Annotated in this window: 16 protein-coding genes; 9 read left to right on the top strand and 7 right to left on the bottom strand. The window is 38.5% G+C overall.

The annotated features are described in order from the left end of the window. Position 1: 1 nt before the first annotated feature. The 5 genes from IL356_RS09295 to IL356_RS09275 are packed head-to-tail and all read left to right on the top strand — an operon-like array spanning position 2 to position 4,620. Entirely contained in the window at positions 2-1,924 is a 1,923-nt protein-coding gene (locus IL356_RS09295) for a BatA domain-containing protein (RefSeq protein WP_121849267.1), read from the top strand. Further along, positions 1,921-3,177, top strand: a complete 1,257-nt coding sequence (locus tag IL356_RS09290; protein WP_121849268.1) for a dihydroorotase — start codon at positions 1,921-1,923, stop codon at positions 3,175-3,177. Before IL356_RS09295 ends, IL356_RS09290 begins: the two co-directional genes overlap by 4 nt. 42 nt (positions 3,178-3,219) lie before the next feature. Next, positions 3,220-3,534, top strand: coding sequence for a hypothetical protein (locus IL356_RS09285; protein ID WP_121849269.1), 315 nt, complete (start codon positions 3,220-3,222; stop codon positions 3,532-3,534). Between the two features lie 60 nt (positions 3,535-3,594). Beyond that, positions 3,595-3,918, top strand: coding sequence for a hypothetical protein (locus tag IL356_RS09280; RefSeq protein WP_121849270.1), 324 nt, complete (start codon positions 3,595-3,597; stop codon positions 3,916-3,918). Between the two features lie 42 nt (positions 3,919-3,960). Further along, entirely contained in the window at positions 3,961-4,620 is a 660-nt protein-coding gene (locus IL356_RS09275; RefSeq protein WP_121849271.1) for an alpha/beta hydrolase, read from the top strand. Positions 4,621-4,646: 26 nt separating this feature from the next. Here IL356_RS09275 and IL356_RS09270 read toward each other — a convergent pair whose 3' ends face one another. Further along, on the bottom strand, positions 4,647-5,141 hold the full coding sequence (locus IL356_RS09270) for a hydrolase (protein ID WP_121849272.1): 495 nt from the start codon (positions 5,139-5,141) through the stop codon (positions 4,647-4,649). A 25-nt stretch (positions 5,142-5,166) separates the two neighbouring features. Continuing rightward, a complete protein-coding gene (locus IL356_RS09265; protein WP_121850729.1) occupies positions 5,167-5,931 on the bottom strand; it encodes an MBL fold metallo-hydrolase in 765 nt (254 codons plus the stop codon). Between the two features lie 89 nt (positions 5,932-6,020). Here IL356_RS09265 and IL356_RS09260 point away from each other — a divergent pair, with 89 nt between their 5' ends. Then, on the top strand, positions 6,021-7,481 hold the full coding sequence (locus IL356_RS09260) for a TonB-dependent receptor (RefSeq protein ID WP_121849273.1): 1,461 nt from the start codon (positions 6,021-6,023) through the stop codon (positions 7,479-7,481). A gap of 75 nt (positions 7,482-7,556) precedes the next feature. Here the strand turns inward: IL356_RS09260 and bcp are convergent, their stop codons facing one another. Further along, the gene (bcp, locus tag IL356_RS09255; RefSeq protein WP_121849274.1) at positions 7,557-8,009 is read right to left on the bottom strand and encodes a thioredoxin-dependent thiol peroxidase; all 453 of its coding nucleotides are present in this window, start codon (positions 8,007-8,009) and stop codon (positions 7,557-7,559) included. Positions 8,010-8,065: 56 nt separating this feature from the next. Here bcp and IL356_RS09250 point away from each other — a divergent pair, with 56 nt between their 5' ends. Next, positions 8,066-8,728: an endonuclease III domain-containing protein gene (locus tag IL356_RS09250; RefSeq protein WP_121849275.1), complete on the top strand. Its 663-nt coding sequence runs from the start codon at positions 8,066-8,068 to the stop codon at positions 8,726-8,728. Between the two features lie 230 nt (positions 8,729-8,958). Here IL356_RS09250 and IL356_RS09245 read toward each other — a convergent pair whose 3' ends face one another. The 3 genes from IL356_RS09245 to IL356_RS09235 all read right to left on the bottom strand — a co-directional run bounded on the left by IL356_RS09245 (position 8,959) and on the right by IL356_RS09235 (position 10,729). Then, the gene (locus IL356_RS09245; protein ID WP_121849276.1) at positions 8,959-9,540 is read right to left on the bottom strand and encodes an RNA polymerase sigma factor; all 582 of its coding nucleotides are present in this window, start codon (positions 9,538-9,540) and stop codon (positions 8,959-8,961) included. A gap of 388 nt (positions 9,541-9,928) precedes the next feature. Continuing rightward, entirely contained in the window at positions 9,929-10,072 is a 144-nt protein-coding gene (locus IL356_RS09240) for a hypothetical protein (protein WP_162987903.1), read from the bottom strand. A gap of 75 nt (positions 10,073-10,147) precedes the next feature. Further along, positions 10,148-10,729: an RNA polymerase sigma factor gene (locus tag IL356_RS09235; protein WP_121849277.1), complete on the bottom strand. Its 582-nt coding sequence runs from the start codon at positions 10,727-10,729 to the stop codon at positions 10,148-10,150. Positions 10,730-10,964: 235 nt separating this feature from the next. Here IL356_RS09235 and uvrA point away from each other — a divergent pair, with 235 nt between their 5' ends. Beyond that, positions 10,965-13,748: an excinuclease ABC subunit UvrA gene (gene uvrA, locus IL356_RS09230; RefSeq protein ID WP_121849278.1), complete on the top strand. Its 2,784-nt coding sequence runs from the start codon at positions 10,965-10,967 to the stop codon at positions 13,746-13,748. Between the two features lie 240 nt (positions 13,749-13,988). Further along, the gene (locus IL356_RS09225) at positions 13,989-15,167 is read left to right on the top strand and encodes a hypothetical protein (RefSeq protein ID WP_121849279.1); all 1,179 of its coding nucleotides are present in this window, start codon (positions 13,989-13,991) and stop codon (positions 15,165-15,167) included. A 68-nt stretch (positions 15,168-15,235) separates the two neighbouring features. On the opposite strand, the gene IL356_RS09220 is transcribed toward IL356_RS09225, so the two are convergent. Then, entirely contained in the window at positions 15,236-17,464 is a 2,229-nt protein-coding gene (locus IL356_RS09220) for an FdhF/YdeP family oxidoreductase (protein WP_380085102.1), read from the bottom strand. Positions 17,465-17,613: the final 149 nt, after the last annotated feature.

Genomic DNA, 17,613 nt, shown 5'->3' with positions numbered 1-17,613 from the left:
CATGCAGTTTAAACATCCAGAACTTCTTTGGGCGCTATTCTTACTCCTGATTCCTATTTTCATTCATCTTTTTCAGCTCAGAAGGTTTCAGAAAACTCCTTTTACCAATGTCAAACTTTTAAAAAAGGTAGTAGTTGAATCGAGGCGTAGCCAAACTTTAAAAAAATGGCTGCTTCTGCTCACAAGATTATCTTTGTTGGCCGCATTGGTTATTGCTTTTGCCCAACCTTTTTTTGCATCAAAAGTCGCGTTAAAAGAGAAAGAAACCATTATCTACTTAGATAATTCGTTCAGCATGCAACTGAAGAATAACGGTGCGTCCCTTCTACAAAACGCGGTTCAGCAGTTGCTGAAAGTGCTGCCCAAAAATGAGCGAATCACTATTTTTACCAATGACCGAACGTTTAGAAATGTACTTCTGCAAGACTTTCAAAACCAACTTTTAGAAATCAATTTTACCGACGAACAACTAACCCTAAATCAAATACAGTTTAAGGGAGAGACTTTATTCTCTGAAAATAGCGATACCGATAAAAATTTGGTGATTGTTTCAGACTTTCAAAGGTCATTACAATTTAATGGGTCGGATTCTCTAAGTACCGTTAAAAAGCATTTGGTTCAACTTTCAGGTGATTCAAAAAATAATGTCTCAGTAGATTCCGCCTATATAAAGACCAATGATGAAAATCATTTAGATTTAAACGTATTGTTGTCGGCAAAGGAAGAGCTTGAAAGCATACCGGTTTCCCTTTATAACGATACCATCTTGACAGCAAAAAGCTCAGCGAAGTTTGATGAGAACTTAAGCGGTAGCATACAGTTTACAATTACTAATTTTGAAGAGTTTAAGGGAAAGATTCAGATCACCGATAACGCGCTGGATTATGATAACCAGTTGTATTTTTCAATTGGTGAACGCCAAAAAATAAAAGTATTAGCTGTAAGTGATGCGGATGACAGTTTTCTGAAAAGACTTTTTTCAGATGATGAGTTTGAGCTCACAGCCGTTTCGATAAACCAATTGAACTACAGCGATATTTCCCGACAGAACTTTATAATTTTCAACGAATTAACATCGATACCCTCACCTTTGGTCTCTAGCATCAAAGAGTTTACAAATGACGGAGGACACTTGTTGGTCATACCTCCTATTGAAATCGATTTACAATCCTATCAAGTGCTCACCTCACAATTTTACGGTACGGCGTTTGGCGAGAAGAACGCCTCTGAAAAAAATATTACACAGATTAATTTTGCCCATCCGTTATACCAAAACGTATTTGACAAAAAAGTAGATAATTTTCAGTATCCGAAGACTTCCTCTCAATATACTTTAAAATCGGCCGCCCCTTCCATTTTACGTTTTCAAGACCGCACCCCCTTTCTGATAGGAGACAATAACTTTTATGCATTCTCGGCCCCCTTATCCTCAGAAAATTCAAATTTCAAGAATTCACCATTGATAGTTCCTACCTTTTACAACATGGCCATCAACAGCTTAAAATCTCCTGAACTATACAACCAATTGAGAAAAGATGTATTTGTTGATGTGCCCATTTCTTTAGAACAAGATGGTATTTTAAAAGTGGTTAAAGGTGAAATTGAGTATATACCCCAACAACAATCGATGGCTCAAAAGGTACATATGGTGTTTAATGATGAATTAAACGAAGATGGTATTTACAGCATTGATTATCAAAATAAATCGTTAGGCCTCTTAAGTTTCAATTACGATAGAAAAGAGAGCATGCTAGAATACTTGCACCCAGAAGAACTAGAATCGACCAGTTTAGATACCTCGATTACCTCATTGTTTGAAACCTTCGAAAAAGACAATCGCGTAACCGAGCTTTGGAAATGGTTTGTTATTTTAGCGCTGTTATTTCTAATGGTTGAAATACTCATTCAAAAATTTCTTAAATGAACATCCTTTTAAAATCGGCCATAATTATTGATCAAACCCAAAAGGACCTTCATTTAAAAAAACGAGACATTTGGATCAAGAATGGAAAGATAGCTAAAATTGCCTCTAAAATAGAAGCAGAATCAAGTACGAAGGTTATTCAACTTGAAAATTTGCATGTATCCATCGGGTGGTTCGATAGTAGTGTGAGCTTTGGTGAACCAGGCTTTGAGGATAGGGAAACCATCGAAAATGGCTTGCTCACCGCCTCCAAAAGCGGATTTACGCAAATAGTTCTCAACCCGAACGTACAACCCGTTCCTGATTCTAATTCCGATATTGTTTTTCTAAAAAATGCATCAAAAGATGCAGCTACTGAACTATATCCTTTAGGCACCATGACCATGAAGGCAGAGGGCAATGACCTTGCAGAGCTTTATGACATGAAAAATGCCGGAGCCGTCGGGTTTTACGATTTTAAAAGTCCGGTAGATAATGGCAATCTGCTAAAAATTGCATTGCAATACACGCAGAATTTCAAGGGTCTTGTCTATTCTTTTCCAATGGATAAAAAGATTGCTGGCAAGGGCATCGTAAACGAGGGAGAAGTTTCTACCAAGCTTGGTTTAAAAGGTATCCCTTCATTGGCTGAAGAACTACAAATCATACGAGATTTGTTTATTCTTGAATATGCTGGGGGAAGGCTTCATATACCCACCATTTCAACTTCCAATTCGGTAAAGCTTATTGCAGATGCCAAAAAGAAAGGGCTTAATGTAACTTGTAGCGTAGCGATTCACAACTTGTTTTTCACTGATTCGTGTTTAGAAGAGTTTGATTCCCTTTTTAAAGTACTTCCACCCTTACGAACGGAGAAAGACACCAAAGCGCTTATGAAAGGTTTAAAGGATGGCACCATCGATTTTGTGACCAGTGACCATACGCCTCTAAATATTGAAGAAAAGAGAGTGGAATTTGATAATGCCGAATACGGAAGTCTTGGGCTAGAAAGTTCTTTTGGTGTAATGAATAAACTTTTTGGTACCGAGACCGCTATTGAACTGTTATCAAAAGGTCGGGAAGTTTATGGTTTAGATATACCTGAACTGAAGGAAGGTGAAAAAGCCAACCTTACCATTTTCAATCCTGAGAAAAAGTTTACACCTGCCGAAGAGAATCTTTCATCAACCTCTAAGAACAGCATGTATCTAGGCAAATCGCTAAAAGGGATTGTTTATGGTACAATCAATAACGGAAAAGCGGTGTTAAATTAAACTAATATTGAGCTCGATTTATAAACCAAAATCAACCTAATTATGGACCAATTTACAGTTAAGGAAGGTAAAACTATAGCTATAATCAGTTATATTACTTTTATTGGGCTGATAGTAGCTGTCATCATGAACAACAGTAAGAACAACGCTTTTGCCCAATTTCACATAGGGCAATCGTTCAGAATAGTAATAGCAAGTCTTGCCAATTCGGTGCTATCATGGTTTTTACCATCTTCATTAATGATGATTTCAACCATCATCAGTCTTCTAATTTTGGTACTCATTATTCTAGGTATCGTAAATGCAGTGAACGGCAAAGCAGAACCGCTACCTGTTATAGGTACTATAGGTGATTAATTTTACTGTTTATATTTTAATATTCCTTATTCGTATTAAAGGAAGCTTTAAAGATTATTTATGAGTACTGTTAAAGATGGTAAGACTGCTGCCATAATTGCCTATTTTACGATTGTAGGGGCATTGATTGCCATAAGCATGAATGCCGAACCAAAGAATGATTTCGCAAGATTTCACACCAGACAAGCATTTGGTCTTCACCTTCTATTTATTGCTTTCGGAATTCTTTCCAGTAATTGGGGAAATATCTATTCTTTCTTTGGTCTCATGTTGTCTTATACCATATTATGGTTTTACGGTTTCTTTGGCGCATTGGCAGAAAAGAAGCAATCGATACCCGTATTAGGCCCCTATTTTCAAAAATGGTTTACCTTTATCGGCTAACTTTTTTAGCAATTACCGTGTAATCAATTCTCCCCGACCAAAATGACCACAGCACCACTATCATTAGAACACATCATAAAACCTTCTTCTATATCGGAAGGAAAAGCACCTGTTTTGTTTATGTTTCACGGGTATGGAAGTAATGAAGAAGACCTTTATTCCTTTGCCCCGGAATTACCTGAGGAACTCTGCATTATATCGGTACGGGCACCTTATACCCTAGAACCCTTCGGATACGCTTGGTATGCCATCAATTTTGATGCGGTTCAAGGCAAATGGAGTGACGATTCGCAGGCTAGAGAATCAAGGGAAAAGATAATCGCTTTCATCGACGAGGCCTGTAAAACCTACGGTTTAGATGAGAAAAGAGTCACTTTGTTAGGTTTTAGCCAAGGAACCATCCTCAGCTATGCCGTTGCACTTTCATATCCTGAAAAAATTAAGAATGTTATTGCCCTAAGCGGCTATATCAATGAGGCCATTATTGCTGAGAATTATACAGAAAAAGAGCATCAAAATCTAAAGATATATGCCTCACATGGTCAAGTAGACCAAGTAATCCCGCCTGAATGGGCCCAAAGAGCACCTGAGTTTCTTTCTAAATTAGATATTGAACATATTTATGAAGAATTTCCGGTAGGTCACGGGGTATCACCACAGAATTTTTACTCTTTTAAAAAGTGGCTTTCGGATAAGATTTAGAAAAAGGAATAGAGGTTGACTAAGTTTTAATTGCTACGGGTATATAGCAAATGATCAAGGGTAGTAAAATCGACTCCTAAATCATCTTTCAATTCATATTTTATCAAAAGCTCGCCCCAATATTTTCCATCGGAAAAATCGGTGATTATCCACTTATGGTTCAGCACCTTGATTTTATTAATTTTAAAATCACTTTCCATTCCCTCATAGGGCACCAAAGGGTTATCGCCCTTTGTTTCATTGGTTTCCAATAACTTGTCGGAAATATAACGAGAAGGATCATTCATTTGTAAATGGTCATAATAAGCCAAGGCATCATCATTGTTCTCTAAAGAGAAATACTGCATTTCAAGAACCTTTAATTGTAAGGCCTGTACCGAATCTTGTAATTGTGTAACATCAGCATTCAATTTTATGATTTGGTCATCTTTAGCCTTCGCCATTTTACCACTACTCACAAAAAGATAAAGGCATATTAGTGAAACGAATACGAATAGATAAAGAAAGATTTTACTTTTCATGGTAAATAAACTTGAATTATATTTTTCAGATGTTCAATATTAAATTGTCATAGGCAAGGTGCACCCCTTTTGGCAATTTTTTCTCAACTTCTTCATGAAAACCCAATAGGTGGCTAATGTGGGTGAGATAAGCCTTTTCGGGTTTTATATCCTCAATAAAGCTTAAGGCCTCCTCTAAATTAAAATGTGAATGATGGGCTTCTTCCCGAAGGGCGTTTACAACTACTATCCTACTTCCCATTATTTTGCTTTTTTCCTCCTCTGAAATAGTCTTTACATCGGTTAGATAGGTGAAATCGCCAAAACGAAAACCAAAAACCTGAACCCGATTATGATTGGCCTCAATCGGTACTACCGAAAGGTCTCCTAATAGAAACGGCTCATTCTTTTCGATAGTATTTACCGCTACGGCAGGAGCTCCAGGGTAACGGTTGGCATCGGTAAAAATATAATCAAAACGCCGCCGCAGCGAATCGGCTACTCGTTGGTGGGCGTAAATGGGAATATCGCCTTGTCTAAAAAAAAAAGGGCGTATATCGTCGAGACCCGCAGTATGGTCAGAATGTTCGTGGGTAAATAGAATTCCGTCAATTCTCGAAACATCATGGGTAAGCATTTGCTGTCGAAAATCAGGTCCGCAATCAATCACATAATTGTACTTGCCCCAACAGACCATAACGGAAACCCTAAGTCTATTATCTTTAGGGTCAGAACTTAAGCAAACAGGGTGTTTACTGCCAATAATAGGTATGCCTTGCGAAGTGCCCGTACCCAAAAAAGTGATTTTCATTGGCTCTTTCATGTGCACTCAAATTTATAACTAAATAATTTAATAGGTGACCCGAACTTATTAACTTTGTTTTCATCAAAATCGTGAAAATGGCTTCAGTTCTAAAAAGGGACTCCACCTTTGAAAACATCCCATCCATTAAGGCTAAAACTCTGAGAATCAACCTAAATCCGGATATTTATGGCACTTTTGCCGAAATCGGTGCAGGTCAAGAAACAGCCAGACATTTTTTTAGGGCCGGAGGGGCTTCTGGAACCATTGCCAAGGCAATGAGTGCCTATGACAAAGATTTTAGCGATGCCGTTTACGGTATAGAAGAAGATGGGCGTTATGTAACACAATCAAGATTAAAGAAGATGCTTTCGCATGAGATGCGGTTAATGGAGGAACGTATTAGCCGAGAAAGGCATCCTGACCGATTGTTTTTTGCATATGCCAACACGGTGGCAACCATAGACTTCTCAAAACGATACAAAGGCCATGGTTGGGTGGGTATACGATTTCAATTAGACCCTACGCAAAAAGAGTTTGACGAAATTGTACTGCACATTCGATTTAAACAAAACGAAGCACGTCTACAGCAAGAAACACTGGGCATGCTGGGTGTTAACTTGATTTATGGTGCCTTTTACAAGTATCATAAACCTCGTAAAATGCTGAAATATCTGTATGACCATATCGATAAGGATACAGTCGAAATAGATATGATCAACTTTTCAGGGCCTAATTTTAAAGATGTAGATAACCGTTTAATGAGTTTGCAACTCATTCGAAACGATATGACCGATGCGGTAATGTTCGGCCCAGATGGTAACAACCTATTGCCTGCCGCAATTCTTTACAAAAAAAATATCTTGGCGTTAAGAGGTAGTTTTAGACCGGTGACCAAGGTTAATATGGATATGTTCCATAAATCACACGATATTTTTATTCGTGATCCTGCCGTTGACCAAGATAATACCATGGTCATTTTTGAGATTACCCTCTCGAATCTAAAAGCAGCGGGCGAAATAGACGAGCAAGACTTTATGGATCGGGCCGAATTATTGTGTGCCCTTGGCCATACCGTAATGATATCGAAATTTCAAGAATATTATAAGTTGGTCGAATACCTTAATAACTATACTAAGGCCAAAATTGGTCTTACCATGGGTGTGAACAACTTGGTAGATATTTTTGATGAAAAATACTATCGTCATTTAAGTGGTGGTATTCTCGAGGCTTTCGGAAAGCTGTTCTTTAAAGAGCTTCAAGTTTATCTCTACCCGATGAAGAATGCGGAAACAGGTCAAATTATGACCAGCAACAACGTCAAGGTACATCCACGGATGAAAGAACTCTACAAATTCTTTAAGTACAACGGTAAGGTGATGGATATTATAGATTACGATCCTGAAATTATGCATATTTTTTCTAGGGATGTACTTAAGAAAATCATCAATAATGAAGAAGGTTGGGAAGAGATGCTACCTAAGGGTATCGCCGAAACCATTAAGGATAAAAATCTCTTTACCAGAAAAATATTGAAAGGCGAAGAAGATAATGTCTAATTAGACAAATCAGGTAAAAACAAAAAAGCCGAACCATTTAAGGTTCGGCTTTTTTGTTCATGCTTCTTTTACGAATCAATCTAATAATTGGGCCGCATGGTCTTTGGTCTTTACCTTATCGATGACCCTCTCCACTACTCCATCTTCATCTATAAGAAAAGTGGTTCTAAGAATTCCTTCAAATTCCCTACCCATAAACTTTTTAGGCCCCCAAACGCCAAAGGCATCGATTACCGTATGGTCTTCATCTGATAAAAGAGGAAATGGCAGCTCATACTTATTTTTAAAATTGGTCTGCTTTCTAGCAGAATCTTCACTTACCCCTAAAAGCTCGTAGCCCGCTGCTTTTAAAGAGTTATAATTATCGCGAAGATTACAGGCTTCGGCTGTACAACCGGGTGTATTGGCCCTAGGGTAGAAAAACACTATCAGTTTTTTTCCTTGAAAATCGGATAATTTGATAATCGTACCGTCTTGGTCTTTTGATATAAAATCAGGAACCTGATCACCTACTTTCAACATAGTCATTCTTATTTTTGAGTTACCTTCGCACCGCGAATAAATTTCAACGAAACTAAGTAAAAATGACCAAAGCCGAAAAGGTTGAGTTTGTAATAAATACGCTTCAAAAATTATATCCTGAAATACCTATTCCCTTAGACCATAAAGACCCCTATACATTATTGGTAGCCGTACTCATGTCTGCCCAAAGTACCGATGTAAGGGTCAATCAAATTACCCCTTTGCTTTTTGCAAGGGCAGATAACCCGTACGATATGATTAAACTTTCGGTAGATGAAATTCGGGAAATCATTAAGCCCGTAGGGCTTTCACCTATGAAATCGAAAGGTATTCACGGGCTTTCGCAAATTTTGGTCGATAAATACGATGGTGAAGTGCCACAAGATATCTCATTGCTTGAAGAACTGCCGGCTGTGGGCCACAAAACGGCCAGCGTAGTGGTCTCGCAAGCTTTTGGGATTCCTGCATTTCCGGTAGATACTCATATACATAGGCTAATGTACCGATGGGGATTTTCAAATGGGAAAAATGTGGTTCAGACTGAAAGAGATGCCAAAAGACTTTTTCCTGAGGAAATATGGAATGACTTACACTTACAGATTATTTGGTACGGTAGACAATACTCACCGGCCAGAGGTTGGAACCTAGATCAAGATATCATTACCAAAACAATTGGTAGAAAATCAGTTCTCAAAGAATATTTAAAATCAAAAAAGCCCCGTTAAATGGGGCTTTTTGTAATTAATTTAAACTGTTTTCAAATCGGAGGTTTCTAAATTCCGTTACATGAAACTGTTTGGAGAAATCCAATAAAAATCGAATTGTCTCAGCACTAGTTTTTACGAATTTACCTTTTTCAAGGTTTTCAGAGTAGATTTTTTCCATATCAGTAGCATAGTTATACAAGGATAACGCCGCTACATATGAAATATTGTTGTAAACCGGTCTCTAATTATTAATTTGTTAGAACAATGTTGTTCTTTTCAATGATTTTTCTAAGGTTGATAAGGGCATATCGCATTCTTCCTAAAGCAGTATTAATACTAACCCCAGTGTTTTCAGAGATTTCTTTGAAGCTCATATCTCTGTAGATTCTCATGATCAAAACTTCTTTTTGGTCATCTGGTAATTCTTCTACCAAATGTCTAAGGTCGCTATCGATTTGATCCTTGATCAATTGCTTTTCAGCATTCAACTTCTCATCACCGATTACCGAAAAGATATTGAAATCTTCGTTTCCTTCGAACATTGGCATTCTTTTGTTCTTTCTGAAATGGTCGATGATCAAGTTATGGGCAATTCTCATTACCCAAGGCAAAAATTTACCTTCTTCACTGTAGTTGCCTTTTTTCAAGGTACGTATTACCTTAATAAAGGTATCTTGAAAAATGTCTTCGGTAATGTCTTTGTCCAATACCTTGGAATAGATGAAGCTTGTAATTCTTTGGTTGTGCCTGTTGATTAGAATTTCCAAGGCTTTTTCATCTCCGGCGATGTAATCTCTAACTAATACTGAGTCTTCGGTCTGTAGGTTCATGCGTGCAGTTTTTAAGATTTGAGGCAATCATTTTGATTGCTTTACGGTCATTAGTTTATATTTCAATTAATCTATTGGGGGATAGCTTGTTTTAATTCTGATATAAAACTAGAAAGATTGACCCTCGCACAAAAAACATTGTTGTCAAACTGCCAGATTCTGATGTGAAACCCTACATTTTCTGTTTTCTATAAAATAAATGTGAAATACGTGCGTTGAAAATCGCCAAAACTACTGATATTAAGCACTCAACAACTAACAGAGAGAGGCTTTATAAGGCTCAGAATAGCGGTTTAGGCGGTTGTATGCAGGTAAATTAGTGTGGTGAAAACTAAAAAAGGTCTTGAATCGTTGATTCAAGACCTTTTTCTATTGGTTACCTTTAATATCAATTCATGTTCGACTCGAACTTGATTCCTTTTGCTTCGGTAAACTTCAATGATTTAGAATAATCTAACAAAAACTTTACGGTTGAAGCGCTAGCCTTTACTTGTTTTATTCCTTTTTGTTCAGCAGAGTAAATTTTTTCCATATCTAATATCCGTATTGTTATAGTACTCTAACGCCACGAATATAAATTTAATGAAACCGTTCGACCTATGGCACATTAAATCGTTAAAAGAATATCGTTCTGTTCAATTATCTTACGAAGGTTGATCAAAGCGTATCGCATTCTTCCCAAAGCTGTATTGATGCTAACACCTGTATTCTCTGAAATTTCTTTGAAACTCATATCCTTATATATACGCATCACCAAGACTTCTCTTTGGTCGGCTGGTAGTTCATTGATCAACTTGCCCAAATCGGTGTCAATTTGGTCTTTTATTATTTGATGCTCGGCATTCAGCTTCTCATCACTAATGAGCGAGAAAATATCAAAAGTGTCGGCACCATCGAACATAGGCATTCTGCTACTTTTACGAAAATGATCGATTATTAGATTGTGTGCAATGCGCATCACCCAAGGCAAGAATTTACCTTCTTCATTATAAGTACCCCTTCTCAAAGTTCGAATAACTTTAATAAAGGTATCTTGAAATATATCTTCGGTAATATCGCGACTATTGACTTTTGAATAAATAAAACTACTCAGTCGCTGATTGTGTTTTTCGATAAGGGCCTCAAGCGCTTTTTCATCGCCTGCCACATATCTTTTAATAAGAAGGGAATCGTCAAGTTGTACATCCATAGCTATTACTTTTTATTAAAAACGCACACCTATCTTTTTCAAAAGGCGCGGTAGAAACTCGTTTTAAACTGTAAAAAGTAATTTTATGCTATAGGCTTCTTAACATTTTGTTAGGCTCAAATATAGAAAAAATTAAATGGTTCATAAAAAAATCTTTATAAGAGCACATTGTGGTAATACCTAATACCGTGCCACATTTTTATTGACGGCTTCATTGTATCTTTGCAGTACATATATGAAAAAGACAGTGAATTTAGAGGTAAACCCCAAAGAGAATATCATTATAAAAGGTGCTAAACTGCACAATCTGAAAGATATTAATGTCGTCATACCACGAAATAAATTGGTAGTGATCACAGGCCTATCAGGCTCCGGTAAGTCTAGTTTGGCTTTCGATACACTTTATGCAGAAGGTCAACGAAGGTATGTAGAAAGTCTTTCTTCGTATGCCAGACAATTCTTGGGAAAACTAGATAAACCGAAGGTTGATTATATTAAAGGTATAGCACCCGCAATTGCCATTGAGCAAAAAGTAAATTCTACCAATCCTCGGTCTACAGTGGGTACCACTACTGAAATATATGATTATCTCAAATTGCTATATGCAAGAATAGGCAGAACCTTTTCGCCAATTTCTGGAAAAGAGGTAAAAAAAGACACCGTAACCGACGTTGTTAAACATGTAAAGAGCCAAGAAGTAGGTAAAAAGCTTTTGTTGTTGGCACCCTTAAAAATCGACGAGAAGCGCGATGTTGAGAAATCATTACAATTGTTGTCGAAACAAGGGTATGCCCGTATCAAACATGGTGGACAAGTGTATCGAATTGATAATGCCCCCTCCGATATTGGTCGAGAATTTGAATTGGTCGTAGACCGAATTATAGTCAAAGATGACGAAGACTTTTATAATCGATTAGCTAATGCCGTAGATACGGCCTTCTTCGAGGGCAAAGGGGAATGTATCGTCGAGGAAATGAAAACCGGTCATACCTCTAATTTTAGCAATCGATTTGAGTTGGACGGAATGTCATTTTTAGAACCAAACGTTCATCTTTTCAGTTTCAATAACCCTTACGGAGCCTGCCCAAAGTGCGAGGGCTATGGTGATGTGATTGGTATTGACGAAGATTTGGTTGTACCTAATACAGCACTGTCTGTATATGATAATGCCGTTTCTCCCTGGAGAGGTGAAAGCATGGGTTGGTACCGTGACCAACTGGTCAATTCAGCCTACAAATTTGATTTTCCTATTCATAAACCGTGGTTTGAACTAAGCGATGATCAAAAAGACTTAGTGTGGAATGGAAACGCCCATTTTATCGGCATTCACAAGTTCTTTGAAACGCTGGAGGAAAAAAGTTATAAGATACAGAACCGGGTCATGCTCTCCCGTTATCGAGGTAAGACCAGATGCGATGTTTGCAAGGGTAAAAGGCTTCGTAAAGAAACCGACTATGTAAAGGTCGGTGGAAAGAATATATCTGATTTGGTAGAGCTTCCGATCAAAAAGCTCATACCCTTTTTCGAGCAACTCGAACTGGACAAACATGATCAACAAATAGCCTCTCGCCTTTTGAAGGAAATCACGAGCAGACTTGGTTTTCTATATAAAGTAGGTCTTAGCTATCTCACACTTAACAGGAAATCGAATACCCTTTCGGGAGGTGAAAGTCAAAGAATCAATTTGGCCACCTCGCTCGGCAGTAGTCTCGTTGGAAGCATGTACATATTGGATGAACCAAGTATTGGTCTACATCCTAAAGATACCGAAAACTTAATTGAAGTTTTGCAATCTTTACGAGACTTGGGTAACACGGTTATCGTAGTAGAACATGATGAAGATATCATGAAAGCGGCCGATGAAGTTATCGATATAGGCCCAGAAGCGGGCACCCATGGTGGTGAGGTGGTTGCTTACGGCCCTTTAACTGAAGTTTTAAAGTCAAACTCGTTAACGGCAAGTTACCTGAATGGTTCAAAAGCAATCGATATACCAAAAACAAGAAGAAGATCGAAAGAATTTATTTCAATTATTGGGGCGAGAGAGAACAACCTTAAGAATATTGATGTAACCTTTCCTCTAAACATGCTTACGGTTATCACTGGCGTTTCAGGTAGCGGAAAAAGTACCCTGGTAAAAAAGTTATTGTATCCTATTATTTTGAAGGAAGTAGGTGGCTATGGTGAAAAAGCAGGACAATATTCTAAGGTGGAAGGAAAGTACAAGCATATAAAACATGTGGAGTTTGTCGATCAAAACCCCATAGGTCGGTCCTCACGATCCAATCCGGTTACTTACATCAAGGCGTACGATGATATTCGTAATCTTTTCGCTTCTCAAAAACTGAGTAAAATAAGAGGTTATCAGGCAAAACACTTTTCTTTCAACGTTGATGGAGGACGATGTGAGAAATGCAAGGGCGAAGGTGAGATTACTGTTGAAATGCAATTTATGGCCGATGTTCACCTAGAGTGTGATACATGCGGTGGTAAGCGGTTCAAAAAAGAAATCTTAGAAGTTAAATTTGAAGATGCCAATATCGATGATGTTTTAAACATGACCATTGATGATGCCATTGCCTTTTTTGAGAGTCATAGAGAGAAAAAAATCGTCTCGAAGCTAAAACCTTTACAAGATGTGGGCTTGGGTTACGTTACATTGGGCCAATCATCTTCAACGCTCTCGGGTGGAGAGGCGCAACGAATCAAACTGGCTTCTTTCTTGGTAAAAGGAACTACCAAGGATAAGGCACTCTTTATTTTTGACGAACCAACTACAGGTCTTCACTTTCATGATATAAAAAAGCTGCTCAAATCATTTGACGCCTTAATTGAAAAGGGGCATTCGGTAATTGTCATCGAGCATAATATAGAATTAATCAAATGTGCCGACCATATTATTGATCTTGGTCCTGAAGGTGGCGAAAACGGCGGAAACCTTTTAGCAACAGGAACCCCCGAAGAAATCATAAACAATAAGAATTCGTTCACAGGTAAATATTTAGCAGAAAAACTATAACACCAGATATAAGTTGATTTAAAATAATAGTTGTTGGTGATCATCCACTTCACTTGACAACTATTATTTTATGTTCTTTTTGACCAATATCACCGCCACCTCCTTCACATAATTCTCACTAAACTATTTTTAACTAATTGAATATCAATAGATAAAATTCTATTTTATTTTTTGGCACGCTGTTTGTTTTCTTTAAGGCGAATGTGAATAGTTGCATTCGGGAACTTAAAACCTTATATCATGAAAAAGTTAGTACTCTTTTTTTCGGCCTTAGTTATGGGTGCCTCCGGGGCCTTGGCCACTAGTACAGAAGATAAGGTTGCTGAACGCAATGCTTATAGAAACAACGACGCCTTTATTTTTGTTGAAAATGGCATTACGTTTTCGGTATATCCCGATGGTGAGTTTGATTTCTATATCGACCAGTATGTGACTGGAAGAAGAAACGGTGTAACCTTTAACTCTGGTTTTGACTATAACCCTTATGTTCAATATGACGACTACGGGGCGGTTATTCAAGTAGAGAATGTTCCAGTATTTTACGACTATTACGGCCGTGTAACACAAATCGGCGATGTTGACATTTCGTATAACAGTGGAAGAGTGCACCGCTTAGGAGGTATGTACGTTTATTATAACAGAAGAGGATTTTATGATTACCATACCGGTTATATCAATGTATACAACAGACGCTATATCTATAGACCCTTTCATGCGCTTTTTGTCAGACCAGCTATTGGCTTTTGCCTTGTTTTCAATAAGCCATACAGAAGATATTATAGTCCGGTAAGATACACCTATTACAAACCGTACAGATACAATCAAAGAAGGGCATACGCGCAAATCGGAAGGTCTCATAAATACAACCAAGTCAGAAAAGACAGGGCTAAAATCTATAGAAATGACCGTAGAGTAGCTGTCAGAAGTGCAGCCCCGAGAACAAGCCGTTTCGTTGCCAGTAATACTGGCGCTAGTAGAAGTGATCAACGAATCAGTAGAAACCAAAATGTTTCAAGAAGTAACCAAGGTCGTTCTGCTGACGTAAGAAAATCACAAGTCAACAGAAGTTCCAATACGGCAAGTAGAACTGTTAAAAGAAGTACTTCTACAACCCCTAATGGCAGATCGGTTTCTAGAAAATCAACAACGGTGACATCACCAAGAGGTAACACCGTTACCAAGCGAACAGTGACTAGAACCCCTGAACAAAGAACGGTCACCCGCAATTCGAAAAGCTATAATAACGCTTCGAGAAGTGCAAACAAAACAACTGTTAGGCAGAACAACGCCCGTTCAAGAGGTAACACGGCAGTAAGAAGTACAAGTTCAAAAAGAACTATAAGAAAAGCTAGCGATGCCAGAAGCAGTAGAACAAGTACTGCAAGAAGTTCGTCATCGAGAACTAGCAGAAGATATTAAAGATTGTTTTTAGGTTGGTTAGTTGTTTGCCCCCGCGGTAGAGAAATCTGCAGCGGGGGTTTTTATTTTTAAGTAGTATGTATAGAGAGCGATACTTTAACTGATTTACTGATAGGAGTTTTACTCTTATCGGCAAACTTGTTATACGGCACAAGAATATTAGTCTCAGGAAAATAAGCAGCCAAGTTCCCTGATGGAATATTATAAGGAACTACTATAAATTTTTTCGCAGTTCGTTTCTGACCATCATAAGAACTAGTGATATCAATTACATCACACTTCTGAAAGTTCTCATTCTTCATATCCGAGGGATTCATGAAGAGAACCCTGCGTTCATTGTAAACCCCGCGGTAGCGATCATCAAGCCCATAAACAGTAGTATTAAACTGGTCGTGAGAGCGTATGGTCATCAATAAATACTCTTTCTCCTCTAGATGATGCTCCGGTAAACTATTGATGGTGAGTTGGGCCTTTCCATTGGGTAGCATGCTAAAGTCAAGTTCCCGTACATTATTAGGTAAATAATAACCAATACCTTTAGATCGCTCAATAGTTTTTTCAAAACCTTTAGCCACCTGATCAATACTATCTCTAATAAGGTCATAGTTATCGGCCATTGCCAACCAATCTACCGAATGTTGACCTTTAAAATAAGTATCGGCCAATTCTGCAATTAGTTCGGGCTCACTTTTGATCAATTCTGATGCGGGTTTCAATAAGCCATGAGAACGTCTCACCCGGCCCATGCTATCTTCCATGGTGAGATAGCGCAGGGTACCCTTTTTCATATCTTTTTCAGACCTCCCAAAGGTGGGTAAAATTAGAGCGGTCTTTCCGGTCACGAGATGCGAACGATTCAATTTTGTACTGATTTGAACGGTTAAATCGCAATTGTGTAAAGCCTGTGCCGTGTACTCGGTATCATTAGCGGCCATCAAAAAATTACCTCCTAAGCAGATAAAAACTTGAGCCTTTCCCTCGTGCATTGATTTGATAGCGCCCACCGTATCTACGCCCTCATCTGTAGGCGCCTCAAAACCTAAATACTTTTTAACACGCTGGTTTAAAGCGTCATCAACGTAATGCATGATGCCCACACTTCGATCTCCCTGAACGTTGCTATGCCCTCTAACCGGGCATGTTCCCGCGTTTGGCTTGCCCATTGCTCCTTTTAAAAGCAAAAGATTGACAAACTCCCTAATATTCTCTACCCCGTTCTTATGTTGTGTTAGGCCCATGGCCCAACATACTACGATTTTCGATTTTTCAGAAAGCAACTGAACCACTTCTTCAACTTTTTCTAGACTAACCCCGCATTGGGATAGCAATTGCTCTTCTTCATATTTACCCAAATCCTGAATCAAGGCCTCGTATCCATCTACATATTCGGATATAAATTTATGATCGAAGACGTTTTTACGCTCGTCATCCAGTAAAACTAGCTTTTTGAGGATGAGCTTAACCAAGGGAATATCTTGATTAATTCTCACGGGCAAGTGAATGTCTGCCATTTGCTCACCGGAGCCTAGCAAACCTTTAATGTTCTGCGGATTTTTGAAATTGACGAGCCCAGCTTCCTCCAATGGATTGATACTAATGACCTTTCCCCCGTTCTCTTTGCACTTTTCCAATGCCGATAACATTCTTGGGTGGTTGGTACCGGGATTCTGTCCCGCAACGATGACCACCTCGGCACCATATAAATCTTCAAGTTTTACAGAGCCTTTTCCGATTCCCAAAGTTTCCGATAGCGCTACCCCACTCGATTCATGGCACATATTCGAACAGTCGGGCATATTGTTGGTCCCAAAGGCCCTAGCAAACATACCATACAGATAAGCAGCCTCATTGCTAGACCGACCCGAGGTATAAAATATGGCCTCATTAGGATCTTTCAACTTATGCAGTTCTTCGCTTATAAGTTCATAGGCTTCTTGCCAATCAATCGGTTCATAATAATCATTGCCGGGTTTCAAAACCAAAGGTTCGGTCAATCGGCCAAATTTGTTCAATTGATAATCGGTCAACTGCGATAGTTCTTGAACCGAGTTTTTTTTGAAAAACTCATTTCCGATTTTATGTTGGGTGGCCTCATCGGCCAGAGCTTTTGCTCCATTTTCACAATATTCAGCAAATGAGGAAGGTTTTTCAGGGTTCGGCCAAGCGCAACTTGGGCAGTCAAAACCATCTTCTTGGTTCATTTCCAGTAAAGCGCGCATGGATCTCACTATGCCCATTTCTTTGAAACCATGCCGTAGTGCCTCTTTAACACCCAATTTACCAGCTGCGTAGTTCATGGGCTCTTGTAATCGTAAATTTGTAAAATCTAAGGACCCTGTTAGCGAGACCTTTCTTTTGTAACCGTCATTTGCCATTTTGGAAGTAATAATTGCCTTGACCTACTTCAAGGCTTCGCTGTACTAACTTAGCCCTAATTTTTCAGACT

The organism is Euzebyella marina, from assembly GCF_014855515.1.
Taxonomy (GTDB): Bacteria; Bacteroidota; Bacteroidia; order Flavobacteriales; family Flavobacteriaceae; genus Euzebyella; species Euzebyella marina.
Note: the sequence above shows the minus strand (reverse complement) of the source record. Positions and strands in the feature narration are given on the sequence as shown.